15 protein-coding genes and 2 tRNA genes are annotated in these 18,869 nt (G+C 71.7%); 9 read left to right on the top strand and 8 right to left on the bottom strand.

Annotation, left to right across the window (positions count from 1 at the left end; all coding sequences use genetic code 11):
- Positions 1 to 422: hypothetical protein (locus DI269_RS27205; protein WP_157975084.1), on the bottom strand; the 422-nt coding region annotated here is incomplete at its 3' end.
- A gap of 202 nt (positions 423 to 624) precedes the next feature.
- Here DI269_RS27205 and DI269_RS18850 point away from each other — a divergent pair.
- The 3 genes from DI269_RS18850 to DI269_RS18840 all read left to right on the top strand — a co-directional run bounded on the left by DI269_RS18850 (position 625) and on the right by DI269_RS18840 (position 3,533).
- Positions 625 to 1,371 carry a DedA family protein gene (locus DI269_RS18850; RefSeq protein ID WP_232822817.1) on the top strand — a complete coding sequence of 249 codons (747 nt, stop codon included), beginning with the start codon at positions 625 to 627 and terminating at the stop codon, positions 1,369 to 1,371.
- Between the two features lie 446 nt (positions 1,372 to 1,817).
- The gene (locus DI269_RS18845) at positions 1,818 to 2,231 is read left to right on the top strand and encodes a hypothetical protein (protein ID WP_157975083.1); all 414 of its coding nucleotides are present in this window, start codon (positions 1,818 to 1,820) and stop codon (positions 2,229 to 2,231) included.
- 306 nt (positions 2,232 to 2,537) lie between these two features.
- Positions 2,538 to 3,533: a chaplin family protein gene (locus tag DI269_RS18840; RefSeq protein WP_198667550.1), complete on the top strand. Its 996-nt coding sequence runs from the start codon at positions 2,538 to 2,540 to the stop codon at positions 3,531 to 3,533.
- 74 nt (positions 3,534 to 3,607) lie between these two features.
- Here the strand turns inward: DI269_RS18840 and DI269_RS18835 are convergent, their stop codons facing one another.
- Positions 3,608 to 4,117, bottom strand: a complete 510-nt coding sequence (locus DI269_RS18835) for an SRPBCC family protein (RefSeq protein ID WP_198667549.1) — start codon at positions 4,115 to 4,117, stop codon at positions 3,608 to 3,610.
- A complete protein-coding gene (locus tag DI269_RS18830; protein WP_112138665.1) occupies positions 4,114 to 6,627 on the bottom strand; it encodes an Hsp70 family protein in 2,514 nt (837 codons plus the stop codon). Before DI269_RS18830 ends, DI269_RS18835 begins: the two co-directional genes overlap by 4 nt.
- A gap of 235 nt (positions 6,628 to 6,862) precedes the next feature.
- Here DI269_RS18830 and DI269_RS18825 point away from each other — a divergent pair, with 235 nt between their 5' ends.
- On the top strand, positions 6,863 to 9,940 hold the full coding sequence (locus DI269_RS18825; RefSeq protein ID WP_112138663.1) for a glycoside hydrolase family 3 C-terminal domain-containing protein: 3,078 nt from the start codon (positions 6,863 to 6,865) through the stop codon (positions 9,938 to 9,940).
- A 51-nt stretch (positions 9,941 to 9,991) separates the two neighbouring features.
- On the opposite strand, the gene DI269_RS18820 is transcribed toward DI269_RS18825, so the two are convergent.
- Together DI269_RS18820 and DI269_RS18815 are read right to left on the bottom strand one after the other, a co-directional pair.
- On the bottom strand, positions 9,992 to 10,870 hold the full coding sequence (locus tag DI269_RS18820) for an NUDIX hydrolase (RefSeq protein ID WP_112138661.1): 879 nt from the start codon (positions 10,868 to 10,870) through the stop codon (positions 9,992 to 9,994).
- Positions 10,870 to 12,918, bottom strand: a complete 2,049-nt coding sequence (locus tag DI269_RS18815) for an RNA degradosome polyphosphate kinase (RefSeq protein WP_112138659.1) — start codon at positions 12,916 to 12,918, stop codon at positions 10,870 to 10,872. The genes DI269_RS18820 and DI269_RS18815 overlap by 1 nt, the downstream gene beginning before the upstream one ends.
- Positions 12,919 to 13,106: 188 nt before the next feature.
- Here DI269_RS18815 and DI269_RS18810 point away from each other — a divergent pair, with 188 nt between their 5' ends.
- On the top strand, positions 13,107 to 13,409 hold the full coding sequence (locus tag DI269_RS18810; RefSeq protein ID WP_112138657.1) for a hypothetical protein: 303 nt from the start codon (positions 13,107 to 13,109) through the stop codon (positions 13,407 to 13,409).
- 49 nt (positions 13,410 to 13,458) lie between these two features.
- On the opposite strand, the gene DI269_RS18805 is transcribed toward DI269_RS18810, so the two are convergent.
- Both DI269_RS18805 and DI269_RS18800 read right to left on the bottom strand, forming a co-directional pair.
- Positions 13,459 to 13,533, bottom strand: a tRNA-Asp gene (locus DI269_RS18805).
- A gap of 89 nt (positions 13,534 to 13,622) precedes the next feature.
- A tRNA-Glu gene (locus DI269_RS18800) sits at positions 13,623 to 13,695 on the bottom strand.
- A gap of 216 nt (positions 13,696 to 13,911) precedes the next feature.
- Between DI269_RS18800 and pheA the strand changes: the two genes are divergently transcribed.
- From pheA to DI269_RS18780, 4 genes are all read left to right on the top strand, one after another.
- Positions 13,912 to 14,829 (top strand): prephenate dehydratase, encoded by a 918-nt coding sequence (pheA, locus tag DI269_RS18795; protein WP_112138655.1) that lies wholly within the window; start codon positions 13,912 to 13,914, stop codon positions 14,827 to 14,829.
- 36 nt (positions 14,830 to 14,865) lie between these two features.
- A complete protein-coding gene (locus tag DI269_RS18790; protein ID WP_112138653.1) occupies positions 14,866 to 15,501 on the top strand; it encodes a GOLPH3/VPS74 family protein in 636 nt (211 codons plus the stop codon).
- 57 nt (positions 15,502 to 15,558) lie between these two features.
- Positions 15,559 to 16,323 (top strand): ArsR/SmtB family transcription factor, encoded by a 765-nt coding sequence (locus tag DI269_RS18785; protein WP_198667548.1) that lies wholly within the window; start codon positions 15,559 to 15,561, stop codon positions 16,321 to 16,323.
- A gap of 132 nt (positions 16,324 to 16,455) precedes the next feature.
- Entirely contained in the window at positions 16,456 to 17,757 is a 1,302-nt protein-coding gene (locus DI269_RS18780) for an MFS transporter (protein WP_112138649.1), read from the top strand.
- Positions 17,758 to 18,156: 399 nt separating this feature from the next.
- On the opposite strand, the gene DI269_RS18775 is transcribed toward DI269_RS18780, so the two are convergent.
- On the bottom strand, positions 18,157 to 18,869 hold a 713-nt coding region (locus tag DI269_RS18775), incomplete at its 5' end, for an ABC transporter ATP-binding protein (protein WP_157975082.1).

The following is an 18,869-nucleotide window of genomic DNA, read 5'->3' as shown; positions in this document are numbered from 1 at the left end:
GGGGGCCCGGACGGCGAGGCGGGGGCGGCCGAGCGCTGGGCGGCGGCCATCTGGTGGGCGGCCCGCTGCGCGGCGGCCGCGGGGCCGACCGGGAGCGGCCCGGTCGCGGGTCCGAGGGCGAGGAGGCGGTCCATGATGCGGTCGGCGCCGCGCAGGCGCGGGTCGCGCAGGACCACGACGTACGGCTGCTCGGCTTCGAGGTCGGCGACGAGGATGGGGGCGTCCTCGGGGCCGGCGGTGGCGTAGGCCCAGGCCACGGTGTCGGAGAGGAGGCCGCGGCGGGCGGGGTCCTTGGAGGAGGTGGAGCCGAGGGTGAGGATCTGGACGGGCCGGCCGTTCCCGTCCTTGCCCTCGCACAGCTCGTAGGCGCCTTCGACGCGCGCGGTCGCGACATCGTTGTACGGCCCGACCGTGCGACTCATCGAAGCCCCCTCAACCTGCGATACGCCAGCGCTGTCCGGGCGTGCGAGCCGTGAGAAGCGCGTGATTACCACTAAGTATGGCCTGGCTCCGCACGCCGCGCGACACCTGGCCGAGCAGGGCCCGCCCGGTGGCCGCCCGATCTCGGTCCTATGACCGAGGCGGGCCCGAACGCGAGCCGGATACGCTGGCGGCGTGACCAACATGCTCAGCGGAACACTGGCACTGGCGGCCGCCTCCACGGGAGACGTCACCCACGCCGACGAATACGACGGCATCATCGGTTGGGTGCTCGACCTGATCACGAAGTTCGGCGAGGTCGGCGTCGGCCTCGCGCTCGCGATCGAGTCGGTCTTCCCCCCGATCCCCTCCGAGCTCATCCTCCCGGTGGCGGGGTTCCTCGCCTACCAGGGGCACATGAACTTCTGGCTGGCGATGTTCTTCGCGGCGCTCGGCTCGATGGCCGGCGCCTACATCCTCTACTACGTCGGCTACTTCTTCGGGCGCGAGCGCACGAGGTGGCTGTTCGAGAAGCTGCCGCTCCTGGAGCTCAAGGACTTCGAGCGCTCGGAGAAGTTCTTCGCGAGGTGGGGCGGCATCGCGGTGCTCGCGGGCCGCTGCCTTCCCCTGGTGCGCAGCGCGATCTCGGTCCCGGCGGGGATCGAGAAGATGCCGTTCTGGAAGTTCACCGGTTACACCCTGGTCGGCTCGGTGCTCTGGAACGGGATCTGGATCGGGCTGGGCTTCGCGTTCGGCCCGTCGATCGAGCCGATCCTGGCCGAGTACTCGGGCCTGCTGAGCAAGATCGTGGTCGTGATCATCGGCGGCCTGTTCGCGTGGTTCGTGATCGCGCGCATCGTCAAACTGATCCGCAACAAGCGGGGCGGCGGCGAGGACCAGAACGGCGGCGCCGGGCACACGGACACGATGATCCTGCCCCGGGTGCGGTAGCCGGAATCACGTTCTTCATTGCGGCCCTTCACGTTCGCGTGAAGGGCCGTTTCGCGTCCCCAGTGTCCCGTCGACTCGGGCATATGCGTCATCCTCACATTCCGGGGGCGCAACATCGCATCTTTTTCGAATTTCTTCGCGTCTGGGCGTAACCGCGCCCCCGCCTCTCCAGTTAGTCAGGGTGGCCGCACGAGATGCGGCCGGGCCGGAGTGTCACCGGCCCACCGGACAGCGAGCGCGGTCCCCGATCCGCCGGCGATCCAGCCGGTGCGGTCGCGGCTGGGGGTCGCATGAGCAGGCGCGGCTTCGGCGCGCGCCGCCATCAGCCGCTTGTCGACCACGGACAATTCAGCGATCTTGTACCGCCCGGCGGTCCGGTCAGTGCTGCTTCCCCAGCCGACGACCGGTCCAGAGCGGTACGAAGAAAGGCAATGAAGCAGATGAAGATGCGCACTGTGCGTACGGCGGGCCTCGTCGGGGGCCTCGCCACGGGGGCTCTGCTGCTCGCGGGGACGGCCGCTCAGGCCGCCGACAACGTCGAGGAGTCCACGGGCGACCTCGTCATGGCGACTCCGGAAGCCCTCGGGGGGCTCCCGGTTCCCGCCGCTGACCAGGTCACCGGCATGGCCTCCGGCGTCACCGACAAGGTGCCCGGACTCAGCGCGGTCAGCGCGGTCCCCGGCCTCAACATGCTGGTGCCCTCGGGCTCCGGCGAAGAGGCCAAGACCGACAAGCCCGCCGAGAACCCGAACAAGGGCGGCCAGGACGAGGCGCCCCAGGGCTCCCCGCTCGACGCCCTGCCGGTCGGCGACCTGCTCGGCGGTCTCGGCGGCGGCCTCCCGGTCCCGCTGCCCTTCTAGGGCTCGTACCACGGCCGAGCGCCCGCCGCGCCCGGCCGGACACGGACGACGGGTCCGTCCGGCCCGGAACCCGGACGCAGGCAAGCGAACGCGACGAAGCGGTGCACCGCCGAGTCCGCGCGAGCGTGCCCGCGTCCGACCGACCGGACGGCCCGCCGCCCGACAACTCTCCCGGTTTCAATAGCACCCCGTTCTCAGGCGAGACCCAGCTCGCCTTCCTCGAACGCGCACAAGCCATTGGAGCCACGGAGCTTCACGGGGGACGTGATGGAACAGCAACAACCATTTCCCTGAAAGGTGAACTTCGTGCACAACTCATGGGCTCGCAAGACCGCGCAGACCGGACTCGTCGCAGTCGGGGCGGTCCTCGTCGCCGGCGCCGGCACCGCTCACGCCACCGGGCCTGACACGACCACGCAGGACAACGTCGGGGCCGTCTCCGGCAACCAGGTCGTCGCGCCGATCCAGGCGCCCGTCAACATCTGCGGCGTCGCCGCGGCCGTCCTCGGCACCGCCGACGCCGGCTGCGAGGGCGGCTCGGAGGCGAACTTCGACGGCGCGGGCAACCTGCTCAGCCAGAACAACACCGGCCTGGGCAACGGCAACCAGGCGTTCGCGCCCGTCCAGGCCCCGGTCGACGTCAGCGGCATCGCCGCCGCGGTCGGCGGGCACTCCTGGGCCGGGTCGAACGGCGGCTCCACCGCCGACATCGCCGAGTCGGGTCACGTGACCGAGTCGGGCAACACCACGACCCAGCGCAACTTCGGCGCGCTGTCGGGCAACCAGCTGCTCGCGCCGATCCAGGCGCCGATCAACGCCTGCGGCAACGCGATCGCCGTCGGCGGCGCGGCCGACGCGGGCTGCGACGGCGGGGCCGACGCCGACTACTCGGGCGCCGGGAACCTCACCAGCCAGGACAACGTGGGCCTCGGGAACGGCAACCAGGTCTTCGCGCCGATCCAGGCCCCGATCAACGTGTGCGGCAACGCCATCGCGATCCTCGGTGTCGCCACCGCCTCGTGCGACGGCGGTTCCGAGGCCGAGATCCCCGGACACGACCACCACGACAAGCACGACAGCCACAAGGAGCTCGCCAACGCCGAAGCCGCGGACGTGGACCTCAACGAAGAGGCCCTCCCCGTCCCCGGTCTCGACGCGGTCGGCGGCGTCGTCAGCGGCGCCCCGGTGGTCGGCGGCCTCGCCGGCGGTCTGGTCGGCAACACCACCTCCGAAGGTGTTGCGGACACGGCCTCCGACGCGGTCTCCGGCGTGACCGAGCTGGCCGGCGCGGGCGTCCTCTAAGGGACACCGAGCGCTGCAAGGAAAACCACTCGCGCCGCGGCCCCAGGGCCGCGGCGCGAATCTCTGTACCGCGTCTAGTCTCGGACGGACTTGAGGCGGGCTTCGAGCGCCTCGTTCATCGACGTGAAGCCGCGCTCGGTGTCGACGAGGGTCTTCGCCATGAGCGGCACCAGGATCCCGGTGAACCGCTCGCCGTGGGTGAGGACCGTGGAGCCGTCCGGCTGCGGTTCGAGCACGAAGTAGTGCTCGCCGTCGAACAGCCCGCCCGGACCGAGCCGCCCGAGCCACCGGATCTGCCGGGCCGGCGAGACGCGCAGCACGCGCGGCTTGAACGCCAGCGGCTTCCCGCTGCCCTGCATGAAGACCGCTTCGAGGCGCTCGTCCTCGGCGAGGAGCCCGGAGATCTCGGTGATGAACGGGTTCCACTCCCCGTACGCGGGGAAGTCCGTCAGGACCGCCCACACCTCGTTCGCGCGCGCGTCCAGGTGCGCGGTCGTCTCGATCCGGTGCTCCTTGCCCCCGGCCCAGATGGCGTATGCGGTTACTGCGGCCACGATGACGGCCGCGACGACCAGGATGATCACTGTCCCAGACTCCAGAATTGAATGTCGCCGTCCTCGTCGCCGGTCACGGCGTAGTCGACGCCGTCGACCTCGACGCTCACGAATTTCGTGAAGGTGCCGTCGTCCTGCGGCGCGAAGTCGATCACCTCGCCGGTGTCGATCGCGATCGCGCTGGCCTCTTTCGTGTACCTGGTCAGGCGCAGCAGCGACGTGCCGTTCACGGTGTCCACCATCTCGAAGTGGTAGTTGTCGTCCCTGTCCTCGTACGAGACCGAGGCGGTGGAGTTCACCAGTTCCTGCAGGTCCCAGAAGTGCAGGAGCTTGTCGCTGCCGTAGAGCATCGCGTACGGGGTGCCTTCGTAGTAGACGACGCCGAACGCCTCCGTGGTGACACCCGCCATCTCCTCGGAGGACATCGCCAGCCCGTAGGGATCGCCGGTCCTGCCGTCGATGAGGTCGACCTCGTGCGACGAGGTCACCGCGACGATCTCCGTCAGGTAGTTCTCAGCGGTGGTGACGACCCGCGGGTACCCGTACCCGTCCGGAAGCGGCCACCTGCCGAGGCTCTCCTGGTTCTCCAGGTCGTACAGCTCGAACTCGCTGCCGTTGTACACGCCGTACCCGGCGTAGCCGTCGACCGGGCCGGCCCGCACGCCTTCGATCTCGGTCCCGTCGGCGACCATCTCCGGGAGGCCCGCTTCGATGAACTCCCCGGTCGCGGGCGTCCACACGTGCGGGGCCCACCCTGCGCCGACGGCGACCAGGTAGTCGTCGCCGTCGAAGGAGTTCGTCTCCAGCAGCGCCTGGACGCCGCCGATTTCGAGGTCCCACTCGTCGACCAGGTTGCCGGTGGTCAGGTCCCACTGGCGGATGAAGCCGTCGTCGCCCGCGGAGAACAGCATCGGTTCGGGGACCTCGACGGCGACCAGGGCGCGGACCCCGTTCTCGCCGTGGGCGCCGTCGATCTCGGTCAGGAGCGCGCCCGCCTCGTCGGGCGAGAAGTTCGGGGAGAAGGAGGTCGCGGCCGGGACCTCGCCGCCCGTGCCGTCGTCGCCGTTCTCGTCGGTCCCCTCGTCGCGGTTGAAGTACCAGGCGAGGGCGGCGACTATGAGCAGGTCGACCACGACGAACCACACGAGGAACCGGCGGCCGTTGCGCTTGCGGCGCTCGCGGTCCGCGTCCGACTCCGGGGGTTCGGGGCCGTCGCCAGAGACCGAGAGGGGCGGGGTGACCGGCTGGGCGGTCCGCGGGGGCAGGGTCTGGCGCGGCGGGGACGCGGGCGGGGAGACCGGTGCGGGCGGCGTGTCGTGCTGCGGCGCAGGGCGGTACTGGGTCTGCGGCTCGGTGCGCGGCGGGAACAGGAGCCCGGGGGCGGCCTGCGGCGTCAGCGGCGCGAGGGCGGTCTGGGCCGGGGTCGGGGCGGGCGTGTAGGGGCGGTTGAACGTGAGCGTCGCGGCCTCGGACTGCGTCCACAGGACCGAGCCCTCGGCGACGACGACCTCCGGCTGGTCGAGCACGGTGGGGGCCACGCCGAGCTCGCGGTGGAGCATGGTGGCGACCAAGGGCATGCGGCTGGCGCCGCCGACGAGGAACACGCCCGCGCTGTCGGCCAGGTTCAGGCCCGCGGCGCGGATGACCGCGAGGGTCACGCGGATCGTCTGCTCCAGGTGCGGGCGGGCGATGAGCTCCAGCTCGTGGCGCGTCAGGTGCGCCTCAACTTCGAGCAGCGGGATCGCGATGTCCGACTGCTGGTGGCGCGAGAGCCGCTCCTTCGCGCCGCGGACCTCCTCCTGGAAGTCGCGGAAGTGGCGGCGCTCCTCGGTCGTGGTGGGGTTGAGCAGGCGCTTCCAGCCGTCGCGGTCCCCGTAGACCCCGCCGAGGTGCTCGATGAGCGCGGCGTCGATGTCGAGGCCGCCCAGGTCATTGCGGCCGTCGAGCGCGACGGTCTCGAACCCGGTCTCGGTGCGGCGCACCACGCTCGCGTCGAACGTCCCCGCCCCGAGGTCGTAGACCACGATGGACGATCCGACCGCGGTGCGGTGCTTGAGGGCCTCCGCGTAGTACGTCGCCGCGGCGACCGGCTCGGGGACCAGGCGCACCCGGCCGAGCCCGGAGCGCGCGGCCGCGTCCTCGATGACCTGGCGGCGGGCCGGGCCCCACTCGGCGGGCACCGTCAGCGTCACCTGGGCGGGCACGCCCACGACGCGGCGGCACTCGTCGGCGACCGCGTCGAGGACGGCCGCGATGAGGTCGGGGACCGGGTACTCGCGCGAGCCCAGCAGCGTCGAGGGCCGGTCGATGAGGCGCTTCGGGTTGGGCTCGAAGCGCTCGGGGTGGCGGCGGCCCGCGTGGACGGCGTCCTTGCCGACGAGGAGGCCCCCGTCGGAGTCGGCGCACACCGCCGAGGGCATCAGCGGCGCGCCGTCGAACAGCAGCGGGCGGACGCTCCCGTCGGCGCGGCGGACCACCGCGATCGTGTGCGAGGTGCCGAAGTCGATGCCGAGTGATGTTCCTTGGGGGCCGGGGCTCATGAGAGGAATCGTAACGAACCGAACGATCACGGGTCGTCCAGCGCTGTAGGGATCCCAGGGATCCCTGGGGATTCGTGTCGGACCCCGGTGTCATCGTTGAAACGGGGGGCCACCCCGTGTCCGTTTTGCCCCGGAACCTCCGTTCACGTTCCGCCGCCGTGCGAGAACCCGGTTGAATTTGTCTGGTCGTCCGTCGTAATGTCGAGGGGACCAGACACCGACCGATCGGACCCGAATGAGCGCTCCCGCACACCTCGACCCGAACCGGCCCGTCGCCGAGCGCGTCGACGCCGTCCTCGCCCTCATGACCGACGAGCAGAAGCTCGCCTGCCTCAACGGCATCCCGGAGACCGTCCTCGCCGACGGCACCGTCCTCCCGGCCTTCGGCAACGCGTTCAACGAGGTCCTGCACAGCTCCGGCAAGAAGCCCGACGCCACGTTCTTCCCGCAGGCCATCGGCCTCGGCGCGACCTGGGACACCGAGCTGATGGAGGCGGTCGGCGCGGCCGTCGCCCACGAGGTGCGCGCCCGCGACACCCACGTGTACGCCTCGTTCGGCCCCGTCGCCGACATCCGCTCCAACCCGCTCGCCGGCCGCTTCGAGGAGGGCTTCGGCGAAGACCCTCTCCACGTCGGCGCCATGACGACCGCCTACGCCTGGGGCCTGCGCGGACGCCACCCCGTGTACGTCAAGACCTTCACGCAGATGAAGCACTTCCTCGGATACGACCACGAGTGGCACCGCGCGCAGAGCTCCTCCTCCATGAGCGTGCGCGCACTCCACGAGTACCAGGTCGTGCCCTACCGGATGCCGGTCGAAGCCGGCGCGGTCATGGGCGCGATGACCGCGTACAACAACGTCAACGGCGTGCCGTCGATCATCTCGCCGATCATGCAGACCCTGCGCGGCGAATGGGCCGAGGACGGCGAGTTCTTCTTCCTCCCCGACGGCTGGGACGGCGTCAACCTGCACACCACCAAGGGCGAGCCGTGGGACACCTGGCAGGTCGACCCGCGCGGCGACGTGCCCTACCCGACCGCCCTCGCCGCAGAGCAGGGCCTCGCGATCGACGAGGCCGAGAACGGCGTCTACGCCTCCGCGCTCATGCTCCTCGCCGGGGTCAGCCACTTCCACGACGGCTCCGAACTGCCGTTCGTGCCGAACGCGGCCGAGGCCGTCCGGCGCGGCGTCCTCGGCGTCAGCATGTCCCATGTGGACCGGGCGGTGCGCGACTGGCTCCGCTTCCTCGTCCGCACCGGCAGACTCGACGGCGACGCCTGCGAGTACAACCTGATCCCCGCCGACCCCCACCCGCAGGACCGGCCCGAGCACATCGCGCTCGCCCGCCGCGCCGCCCGCGAGCAGCTCGTGCTCCTCAAGAACGACCGGGCCGCCCTGCCCCTCCCCGAGACCGCGAGCATCGCCGTCGTCGGCCCGCTCGCCGACCTCAACCTCCGCGACTTCTACAGCCCCACCGTCCCCGCCGACCGCCGCCCCAGCCCCCTCCAGGCCCTCCGCGAGCGCTTCGGCCGCGTGACCCACCACAGCGGCAACGACACCGTCGCCTGGCAGGTCGGCGGGCGTTACGTCACCGTCGCCGAGGACGGGGCCCTCGCCGCCCGCGCCGAGCACCTCGGCGGCGCCGAGACCTTCGAGGTCTGGGACTGGGCGCACGAGCAGCACATGTTCCGCCACAACGCCACCGGCAAGTTCGTCCAGGCGAACCTGCTCCAGCGCGCCGACGGCCCGGCCACCTTCGAGAACCAGGCCGGCGCCACCGGCGGCGGGGGCCCGCGCCTCGAAGCCGTCGCCACCGCCATGGAGGACGGCGACGCCTGGTTCACCCACCAGAACCTCCACTACCGCCGCGACGGCGAAGCGGTCGAGCTCTTCGGCGTCAACCACGTGCCCGCCGAAGCCGACGGGCCCTTCCACCTCCGCCTCGCCGAGGACGGCACGCTGCCGCTCGTGAAGGGACCGGCCGAGCCGCTCCTCACCGAGACCCTCGTCGAGAGCGGCCCCGGCGCCGCGGCGGCCCTCGCGGCCGACGCCGACTGGGCGGTCGTGTTCGTCGGGAACCACCCGATGGTCAACGCCCGCGAATGCTTCGACCGGCCCGGCCTCGACCTGGCCCCCCGCCAGGCCGACCTCGTCCGCGAAGTCGCCGCCGCCAAGCCCGGCGCCACGATCGTCGTCGTGGTCTCGGCCTACCCCTTGGCGATCGGCGACATCGCGGACGACCCCAACGTGGCCGCGATCCTCTACACCTCCCACGCCGGGCAGGCCCTCGGCCCCGCGCTGGCCGACGCGCTGCGCGGCGACTACTCGCCGGCCGGGCGGCTCACCTCGACCTGGCTCGCCGACACGGCCTCGCTCCCGAAGGCCGGCCCGCGCGCCGAGGCGTACCGCGTCAGCGACGTCGACATGCTCGAATACGACGTCATCAGCGCCGGGCTCACCTACCAGTACTCGAAGGCCGCGCCGGTCTACGGCTTCGGACACGGCCTGAGCTACACCGACTTCGAGTACGGCGACCTCCAGGCGCCGTCCGCGGTGGACGCCGCCGAGCGGTTCACCGCCGCCGTCGACGTCACCAACGCGGGCGCCCGGACCTCGGACGAGGTCGTGCTGCTCTTCGCGAGTATCGCCGCCTCGGCCTACGGCGACCGCGTCCCCGGCGTCCGGCTCGCGGGCTTCCAGCGCGCCAAGGACATCGCCCCCGGCGAGACCCGCCGCGTCGAGATCGAGGTGGACCCGCAGGACCTGTTCGTATGGGACGCCGCGCGCGGGAAGCGGATCGTCGAGACCGGCGACTACCTGTTCGCGATCGGCATCGACGGCGAGGGACCCGAAGCCGGTGTCCGCATCCACGGCGAGGACATCGCGACACTCGACCTGTCGCAGGGCGCCAACGTGTGGGAGAAGGCCACGATCGCGCAGGACCTCACCTACTGGGAGGTGTCGAAGCGCAACACGCTTGCGCGCCAGGGCGGCTACCACTCGACGGCCTCGCGCCGCCCGGGCGCCCACGTCGGGTTCACGAAGGCGGACCTGAACGGCGCGAAGCGGATCGAGCTGCGCACCTCCACCACGACCGCCGACTGGGCCGACCTCGCAGACCCCGTGATCGAGGTCCGCGCCGCGGCTCCCGACGGCCCGCTGCTCGCCGAGGTCCGGGTCCCGAAGACCACCGGGCTCCAGGACTTCGCCGACACCGCCGCCGACCTCGAAGGCGCCGAAGGGATCCAGGACCTGTACCTGGTGTTCCGCGCGGGCGGCGTCTACGTCGACACGATCCGCCTGGCCCGCTAGGAGAACGAACAAGGGCGGGGGACCGAACCGGTCCCCCGCCCCTCTTGCGCTCTAGTCGTGGTGCTCGGTGGCGACCAGCCGCCCGTTCGCGGTATGGAACACCACGAAGTCGCCCTTCTCCAAGGGCCCCACCGGCACCGGGGTGCCGAGGCGGCCGCTGGTGTAGGCGATCATCTCGTCGATGTGCTCGCCGTGCCCGCACACCACCGCGGGCTTGCCGGACTCGATGATCTCGTCGAGGCGGGCCGTGGCCTGGGCGGGCTTGGAGGTGCCGAGCGTGAACTCGGGCAGGCCGGTGACCGCGACGCCCTCGGCGGCGCAGTACGGCAGGAGCGTCTCCAGGCAGCGGGCGCTCGTGGAGCTGTAGGCGGTGCCGGACGGGAACGCGGACAGCAGCACTTCGAGCTGCTGGGCGCGCTCGCGGCCGCGCTGGTTCAAGGGCCGCAGCTCGTCCTGGTCGAACCAGTCGGCCTTGGAGAGGGCGACGGCGTGGCGCACGAACACGAGCGGGACGGTCTCGCGGGCGATCTGGCGGGAGAAGTCCTCCAGGACCGGCTGGTCGCGCTCGTAGGTGAGCCGGTCGGCGACGCGGTCGAGCGGGATCCACTCCAGGTCGTCGACCTCGCGCGGGTCGACGGCCTCGTCGACGGCCTCCTCGGCCGCGGGCGTCGCGCACCAGTAGTCGACGCGCTTGAGGCGTCCCTCCTTGTCGTAGAAGGAGGGCGCGAGGGGGCGGCCGAGGACCGGCCTGATCCCGGTCTCCTCGAAGACCTCCCGCTGGGCGGCCGCGAGCAGGTGCTCGCCGCGCTTGAGCTTGCCCTTGGGGAAGGTCCAGTCGCCGTACTTGGGCCGGTGGATGAGGGCCAGTTCCGGCCCGTCCTCGCCCGGGCGCCACAGGACGGCGCCGGCGGCGAAGATCTCGGGTTGCATCAACGGTGCTCCTGCATGAGTTGTTCCTGGAGGTCCGCGCCGCCCCGCTGGCGGGACCAGAGCCCGAGGGGGCCCAGTTTCCAGGTGCGGGTGCCGTCGTCCATACCGCGGTCCAGTAGCGAAGTCAGCTGCGCGCGATGGGCATCGCCTTGGACCCGCACCAGGACCTCGACGCGTCTGTCGAGGTTGCGGTGCATGAGGTCCGCGCTGCCCAACCATACTTCCGGGTCGCCGCCGTTCTCGAACACGAACACCCTGGAGTGTTCGAGGAAACGGCCGAGCACGCTGCGGACCCGGATGTTCTCGGACAGACCGGGCACGCCCGGGCGCAGCGCGCAGATCCCGCGCAGGAGCAGGTCGACCGTGACGCCCGCCTGGGAGGCGCGGTAGAGCGCGTCGATGATGCCCTCGTCGGTGAGCGAGTTGCACTTGAACCGCAGCCGCGCCGGCAGGCCCGCCTTGTGGTTCTCGATCTCGCGCTCGATGCGCTCGATCAGGCCGGGGCGCAGGGAGTGCGGGGCCGCGAGGAGCCGGTGGTAGTCCTCGTCGCGGGAGTAGCCGGTGAGGTGGTTGAAGACGGCGTTGACGTCCTCGCCGACCTCGGGGTCGGTGGTGAGGAGCCCGAAGTCCTCGTAGAGGCGGGCGGTCGTCGGGTGGTAGTTCCCGGTGCCGACGTGCGTGTACCGCAGCAGCGTCCCGTCCGACTCCTGCCGGACGACCAGGGAGAGCTTGCAGTGCGTCTTGAGGCCCACTATGCCGTACATGACGTGGCAGCCGGCCCGCTCCAGCTTCTGCGCCCAGTCGATGTTCGCCTGCTCGTCGAAGCGGGCCTTGATCTCCACGACGACCACGACCTGCTTGCCGGCGTCGGCGGCGTTGATGAGCGCGTCGACGATGGGGGACTTGCCGGAGGTGCGGTACAGGGTCTGCTTGATCGCCAGGACCTTCGGGTCGCCGGCGGCCTCCTCGATGAGCCGCTCGACCGAGGCGGTGAACGAGTCGTAGGGGTGGTGGAGCAGGACGTCCCGGTCGCGCATGACCGCGAACAGGTCCGACTCGGGGGGCAGGACCTTCTCGGAGGGGCGGAACCGCGGGTACTTCAGGTCGGCCCGGTCGATGTTCGCGATCGCGTCGAGCCCGGCGAGGTCGAGCGGCCCAGGGAGCCGGTACACGACCTCCTCGTCGACGCCGAGCTCGGCGGTGAGCCGGTCGAGGACGCGCGTGTCGATGGTGTCCTCGACCTCCAGGCGCACCACGGGGCCGAAGCGGCGGCGCAGCAGCTCGCGCTCCAGGGTCTGGAGGAGGTTCTCGGTGATGTCCTCGTCGATCTCCAGGTCCTGGTTGCGGGTGACGCGGAACGTGTGGTGGGCGAGGACGTCCATGCCGGGGAACAGCTGCTCCAGGTTCGCCGCGATGACGTCCTCCAGGGGCGCGAAGCGGCCGGGGGCGACGGCGATGAAGCGCGGCAGCAGCGGCGGGACCTTCACGCGCGCGAACCGGGTGGTGCCGTTGCGGGGGTCGCGGACCTGGACGGCGAGGTTGAGGGACTTCCCCGAGATGTACGGGAAGGGGTGCGCGGGGTCGACGACGAGCGGGGTGAGCACCGGGTACACGCGGGTGCGGAACAGCTCCTGCATGCGGGCGCGCTCGACGTCCTCCAGGTCGGCCCAGCGGACGATCGCGATGTCCTCCTTGGCCAGGAGCGGGGCGATCTCGTCGCGGAAGTACTCGGCGTGCTCGATGCTCAGCTGGTGCGCGAGCCCGGCGATCCGGTTGAGCAGCGCGTGCGGGGAGCGGCCCGAGGAGGTGCGCACGGGCAGGCCGGTGGCGAGGCGGCGCATGAGCCCGGCGACGCGGACCATGAAGAACTCGTCGAGGTTGTTCGAGAAGATCGAGAGGAACCGGACCCGTTCGAGCAGCGGCAGCTCGGGCGACTGCGCGAGGCGCAGGACGCGGCCGTTGAACCGCAGCCAGCTCTCCTCGCGGTCGAGGTACCGGTCGGGTGGCAAACCGGCGTCAACGAGGGGAACAGGGTCACTATTCGTCATACATCACAAGGTTAACGAAGAAAATGAACTCGCGGTGAACGCGCTTTGAAATCCGCTCATGATCACGAGACCACCGACCGTGACCAATGAGGAGGCCCGCAGGTGGGGCCGCCCGCCGCCGTCTCGTGGGAATCCGTGCGGAACGCCCCGGCCCGGGGAACACTGGGCGTGAGAGCGAAGGAGGCGCCATGGCGGACGACAACGACCCCTACGGGTACATCGACGACGGCGAGGAGGAGGGCGAGGACGTCGAGGACGACATCCTCGACGCGAAGGACTACAGCGAGGCCGACCGCTGGGGCATGACCGCCTCGGAGGAGCGCCTCGGCACGCCCCTCGCCGACGAGCTCGCCGCCGAGGTCCCCGACGTCGCCGACCGGTCCTGGGAACCGCGCCCCGGCGACCCGGTCCCCGACGAGCCGCCCGGCTACCCCGAACCCGACCCGGACGACGGACCCCTCCCCGACGAACCCGGCCCGACACTGTTCTGAGCACAGCGAAAAGGCCCGCTGGTGAAAACCAGCGGGCCTTTCGATTCTGCGGTCCCGACGGGATTTGAACCCGCGACCTCCACCTTGACAGGGTGGCGAGCACTCCTAGCTGCTCTACGGGACCTTGGGCGAACCCTTGCGAGTTCTTCAAGGCCGTAAGACCTCTTCATTTATACCAGCCGCGCCCGTGTGACCGGCACCGCGTCTGGGTCGTACCCCCAACGGGATTCGAACCCGTGTTACCGCCTTGAAAGGGCGGCGTCCTAGGCCACTAGACGATGGGGGCGCACGTTGATCCTGGCAGGCGACAAGAGCTGACGCATTCCATTTTCTCCGGCTCACCACCGCGGAATTCCGCTTGGGCTCGACAAGCATACGCGACAGCGGCCGCCCCGCGAAAGGCGGGTGTCCCTTGAGACCGCCGTCTCATGCCCGCCCCGCCGCGACGAAGCCGAAGCCCTGCTCGCGGGGCTTCGGCCGCCGGCCTTGCTAGCGTTGGCACATGGAGTTCGCCTATCTGGGACCGCGCGGGACCTTCACCGAAGCCGCGCTCCGCCGGCTGCCCGCCGCCAAGGCCGCCGCCACGGTGCCCATGGCCTCGATCCCCGAGATCCTCGACGCCGTCCGCCGCGGCGAGGTCGACGCCGGATTCGTGCCGATCGAGAACTCCCAGGAGGGCACCGTCACCCTCACCGTCGACGAACTCGTCGGCGGCGACCCCCTCGTCATCGCCGGAGAGGTCGTCCTCCCCGTCACGTTCGTCCTCGCCTCCGCGAAGGCCCCCGCCGACATCGCCACCGTCGCCTCGCACCCGCACGCCATCGCCCAGGTCCGCGACTTCCTGCGCCGCGAACTCCCCGGCGCCGCCGTCCACCAGGCCCTCTCCACCGCCCAGGCCTCCCAGCGCGTCGTCGACGGCGAGTTCGACGCCTGCGTGTGCGCGCCCTTCACCGCCGAAGCCGCCGGACTCCCCGTGCAGGCCTTCGACATCGGCGACAGCTCCGGCGCCGAGACCCGCTTCGTGCACGTCGTGCGCCCTACCGCCCCGCCCGAGCCCAGCGGCAACGACATCACCTCCCTCGTCGTCTACATCGACCACGACCGGGTCGGTGCGCTCCTGGCCGTCCTCACCGAACTCGCCATCCGCGGCGTCAACCTCACCCGCATCGAGTCCCGCCCCACCGGCGAGGGCCTGGGCCGGTACGCGTTCTTCCTCGACTGCACCGGCCACCTCGCCGACGCGCGCATGGGCGAGGCCCTCACCGGCCTGCGCCGCATCTGCGCCGACGTCAGGTACCTCGGCTCCTACCCGAGGGACCACTCCGACCGGCCCGTCCCGCCCCCGGCAGGCCTGAGCGACACCGACTTCGACGCCGCCGCCGCCTGGCTCGACCGGCTCCGCGCCGGCGGCGCCGCATGAGCCGCACCGCGTGCTCGACCCGCCTACGCTGAGGGCATGTCCACACTCCCCCAGGAGCTGGCGCTCCTCGCGTACGACGGCACCACCGGCCGCGAACGGACCGGCGGCAACCTCGACCTCGGCCTCGCCGGCGCGGTCCTGTTCGAGCTCGCGCTCGCCGGACGCCTCGACGTGGACGGCAAGCGGGTCCGCGTCCTCGACCCGACCCCGACCGGCGACCCGGTCGTCGACGCCCGCCTCGCCGCCATCGCCGCCGACAAGCCCCGCTCGCCGCACGCCGTGGTCGACCGGACCGCCAAGCGCCTCACGCAGGACGTCCGCGACGGCCTCGTCGCCGCCGGCGCCCTGCGCCACGAGCGCGGCAAGGCCCTCGGGATCTTCCCCGTCAACCGGTACCTGCCGCGGCCCGGCGCCGGCGACGAGGCCCGCACCCGCCTCGCCTCCGCCGTCAGGACCGGCCGCTCCTTCGACGCCCGCACCGACGCGCTCCTGACCCTCGTCGCCGCCTCCGGCCTCGCCAGGGCCGTCTTCCCCGACCGCGAACGGCGACCGGACCGAAAGCAGCTCAAGGCCCTCGCCGAAGCCCACTGGGCCGGCGCCGCGACCCGCAAGGCGATCGCGAACCGGCAGGGCGCCAGCGCCGCGGCCGCCTCCGGGAGCGGCGGGGGCTGACGGACTTCCCACACGGTCCTCGGTGCGGCCCGGGCTCCGGCGTGGTTAGCTTGAGGCATGTCTGAAACATCTGCTTCGCATCCGGGCGAGGAGCCGCCGCCGATCCCGCTCGTCCCGGGGATCCCCGGGATTCCGGCGATCCCGGGCATCCCGCAGCCGCCGAACCTGGAACTGCCGCAGCCGCCCGCGCCGCCGGTTCCTCCGGATCCGTCGCGGCCGCGCAAGTTCGACATGGACCATGTGAAGATCACCGACCCCGAGCGGATGAAGGCGCTGGCGCACCCGGCCCGCATGGCCGTGTTCGACTTCCTCGCCAAGCGCCGGGCCGAGGGCTTCGACGGCGCGACGGCGACGGAGATCGCCGAGGTCGCGGGGATGACGCCGAGCGCGATGAGCTACCACCTGCGGACGCTGGCGAAGGCCGGGTTCATCGAGGAGGCGCCGAGCCGCGGCGACGCCCGCGAACGGGTGTGGCGCCTGCTCCTGCACAGCTTCTCGATCCAGGCCGAGGACGGTGCGCCCGAGAGCCACCAGGTCATCGAGAAGACCATGGGCGAGGCGTTCCAGGCGCAGCAGGAGCGGAACTTCGCACGGTGGATCGAGCAGCGGCCGCACGTCAGCACCGAGCTGCGGCGGTCGTCGATGACGCAGCAGGGGCATGTGCGCCTGACGCTCGAAGAGGCGGCGGAGTTCACGCGCAGGTTCATGGAGCTGGAGCAGGAGTACGTGGACATGGGGGTGAAGCGCGCCGAGGAGGGGCACGACCCGGAGGACGGCACGCAGGTGTTCAGCGTGCTGTTCCGGTTCTTCCCGCGACTCTGACCGGCAGGCGGGCGGCGTGGGCCGCCCGCTCGCGGGCGTTCGCAGGGCGCTCACCGAAAGTCATGAAAGAACTACTTCGAAAAATCTGAAAAAGGTCTTTCGCATCAAGGCGTGAAAGTGTATCTTCGAAATATGTCTTTCACATCCTTCGCCGACGGGACCCGCTGGTCCGACGTCTACACCTCCGCCACCTGCGCGTTCCTCGCCGGAACGGCCATGTTCACGGCCGACTTCGCGCTCACCCTCCGCCTCCAGACCGACGGCTACGGCGGGATCGCCATCGCCGCCCTGATCATCGCCGCGACCCTCCCGCTGGTCGTGCTCTCCCCGGTCACCGGCCGCCTGGCCGACCGCTTCGACAGCCGCACGCTGATGGCGCTCTCGGGCCTCCTCCAGGTCGCCGCGATCGTCCCGATGGCGTTCACCGACAATCTGCTCGCGCTGTACGGCCTGGTCATCCTGAACGCCTGCGGCACCGCGATCAACCAGCCGGTCGTCAGCGCACTGGTCCCGGCCATGACCCGCCGCGAGGACCTGCCGCACGCGGTGGCGATGGTCCAGACCGGGACGCTCGTGGGGCTCGCGGCCGGACCGGCCGTCGCCGGGTTCGTCATCGGCGCCCACTCGGCCGGCGCGGCCCTCATGCTCGCCGCGGGCTGCGCGCTGCTGCGCGTCCTGTTCTGCCTGGACATCCGCACCCGCCGCGGCGGCATCCGCCGCGACCTCGCCGCTCAGGCCGCCACGGTCAAGGCCGCGTGGCGCCTGCGCGGGGACAAGCTGCTCACCGCGATGGTCTTCGGCCTCAGCGCCGTGATCGCCGCGATGTGCGCGGTGAACGTCCTCAGCGTCTTCCTGGTCCGCGAGGTCTACGACGCGACCGAGAGCATGTACGGGCTCATCAAGGCCTGCTGGACGCTCGGCATGGTCGCCGGCGCCTGGATCGCGGCCGCGGTGATCCGCCGCCTCGACCGCGACGTGCAGCTCGCGTGGATGCTCATGGCGTGCCTGGCCGGGGTCGGCCTGATGTGCTTCGGGCAGGGGCTGCCGCTGTTCTCGGTGCTGCTCATGGTGCCGCTCAACCTGATCGGCGGGATCTTCAACGCCGGCGAGAACTCCGCGCTCGGCATCGCGGTGGCCCGCCGGGTCCCCGAGGCCTTCCGCGGCCGCGCCAACGCCGCCGTCAACGGCCGGGTCAACGCCGCCCAGCTCATCGGCTTCCTCCTCGGCGGCGCGATGTCGACCCTGATGGACGTCCAGACCGCGTTCATGGCGGTCGGCCTCGTCTCGATCCTCATCGTCCTCGCCTGCCTCCCGGTCATCCGCCGCGCGGCCCGCGCCGACGAGGCCCCCGAGGCCGGCGAACCCGCTCCCGCCGCGAAGCGCGCCCTCGCTGCCGCGGCGGCCTTAGGACCGCTCCCGCCCCGCGGATGGTGAACGCCCGCAAGCGGGGGGCGAAGCCCGCGACCGGGAAACCGAGGCCGGAGGCGCTGTGCGCCTCCGGCCTTCGCCGTCCTGGCGGTCCGTGTCCGCCGTTCGGGATCCGGTCTTCGCTTGCGGCACCGCGGCTTTTGCCGTCGCGCACGTAGTAGAGGTACGGCCATCCCTAGCCCCCACCCACCCAGAGGGGACCGTAGGCCCCCAGGCTTGCGCGGGGGTCCGACAATTTCGGGGCCGCAGACGGCCCCGCGGCGCGGTTTTCACCCGTTCGAGTGAGGCGAGCGGTGTGAAACGAGCAGCTCGGGTCGAGCGGCGTGAGCCGAGCGGGTCGGGTCGTGCGAGCTGGCACCGGGGCACCGGCCGGGATCGGGCGCCGCCGCCGGCCCCGCGTCCGGATCAGGCCGGGTAGGCGCGGATCTCCGCGGCCTTCACCGCGGCCCAGACCTCCTGGCCCGGTTCGAGACCAAGGTGGGCCGCCGCGGCCGGAGTCACGTCCGCCGCCGCGCGGAACGGGCCGTCGAGCTGGACCCGCAGATGGTCGCCGTGCCGGTGCACCCCGGCGACGACCGCCCGCCACGTGTTCCGCGGGCTGCCGTCCGGCTCCGACCGGAACAGCGCCACCGCGCTCGGCGCGAACGCCGCGAACGAATCCCCTTCCAGCGCTTCCGAAGTCGCCAGCACCTCGCCCGAGGCGAGCCGCACCGTCCGCCCCGAGGCCGTGCCGCGGTACAGGTTCAGGCCGACCAGGCGCGCGATGTAGTCCGTGCGCGGCCGCGCCGTCACCGACTCGCCGTCGCCCTCCTGCACCGCCCGCCCGTCCTCGACCACGACGAGGCGGTCGGCGAGCATGAGCGCGTCCACCGGGTCGTGCGTCACCAGCACCGCCGGGCCCGCGAGTCCCGCGAGGTGCCGGTGGAGCTCCACCCGGGTGTCGAGGCGCGTGCGCGCGTCGAGGGCCGCGAGCGGCTCGTCGAGCAGCAGCAGCGCCGGGTCCGTGGCGAGCGCCCGCGCCAAGGCGACCCGCTGCGCCTGCCCGCCCGACAACTGGCCCGGGCGGCGCTTCCCGAAGTCCCCCAGGCCGACCCGGTCGAGCCACTCGCCCGCGAGCG

It is taken from the genome of Glycomyces dulcitolivorans (genome assembly GCF_003265355.1).
GTDB classification, from domain to species: Bacteria; Actinomycetota; Actinomycetes; order Mycobacteriales; family Micromonosporaceae; genus Glycomyces; species Glycomyces dulcitolivorans.
Note: the sequence above shows the minus strand (reverse complement) of the source record. Positions and strands in the feature narration are given on the sequence as shown.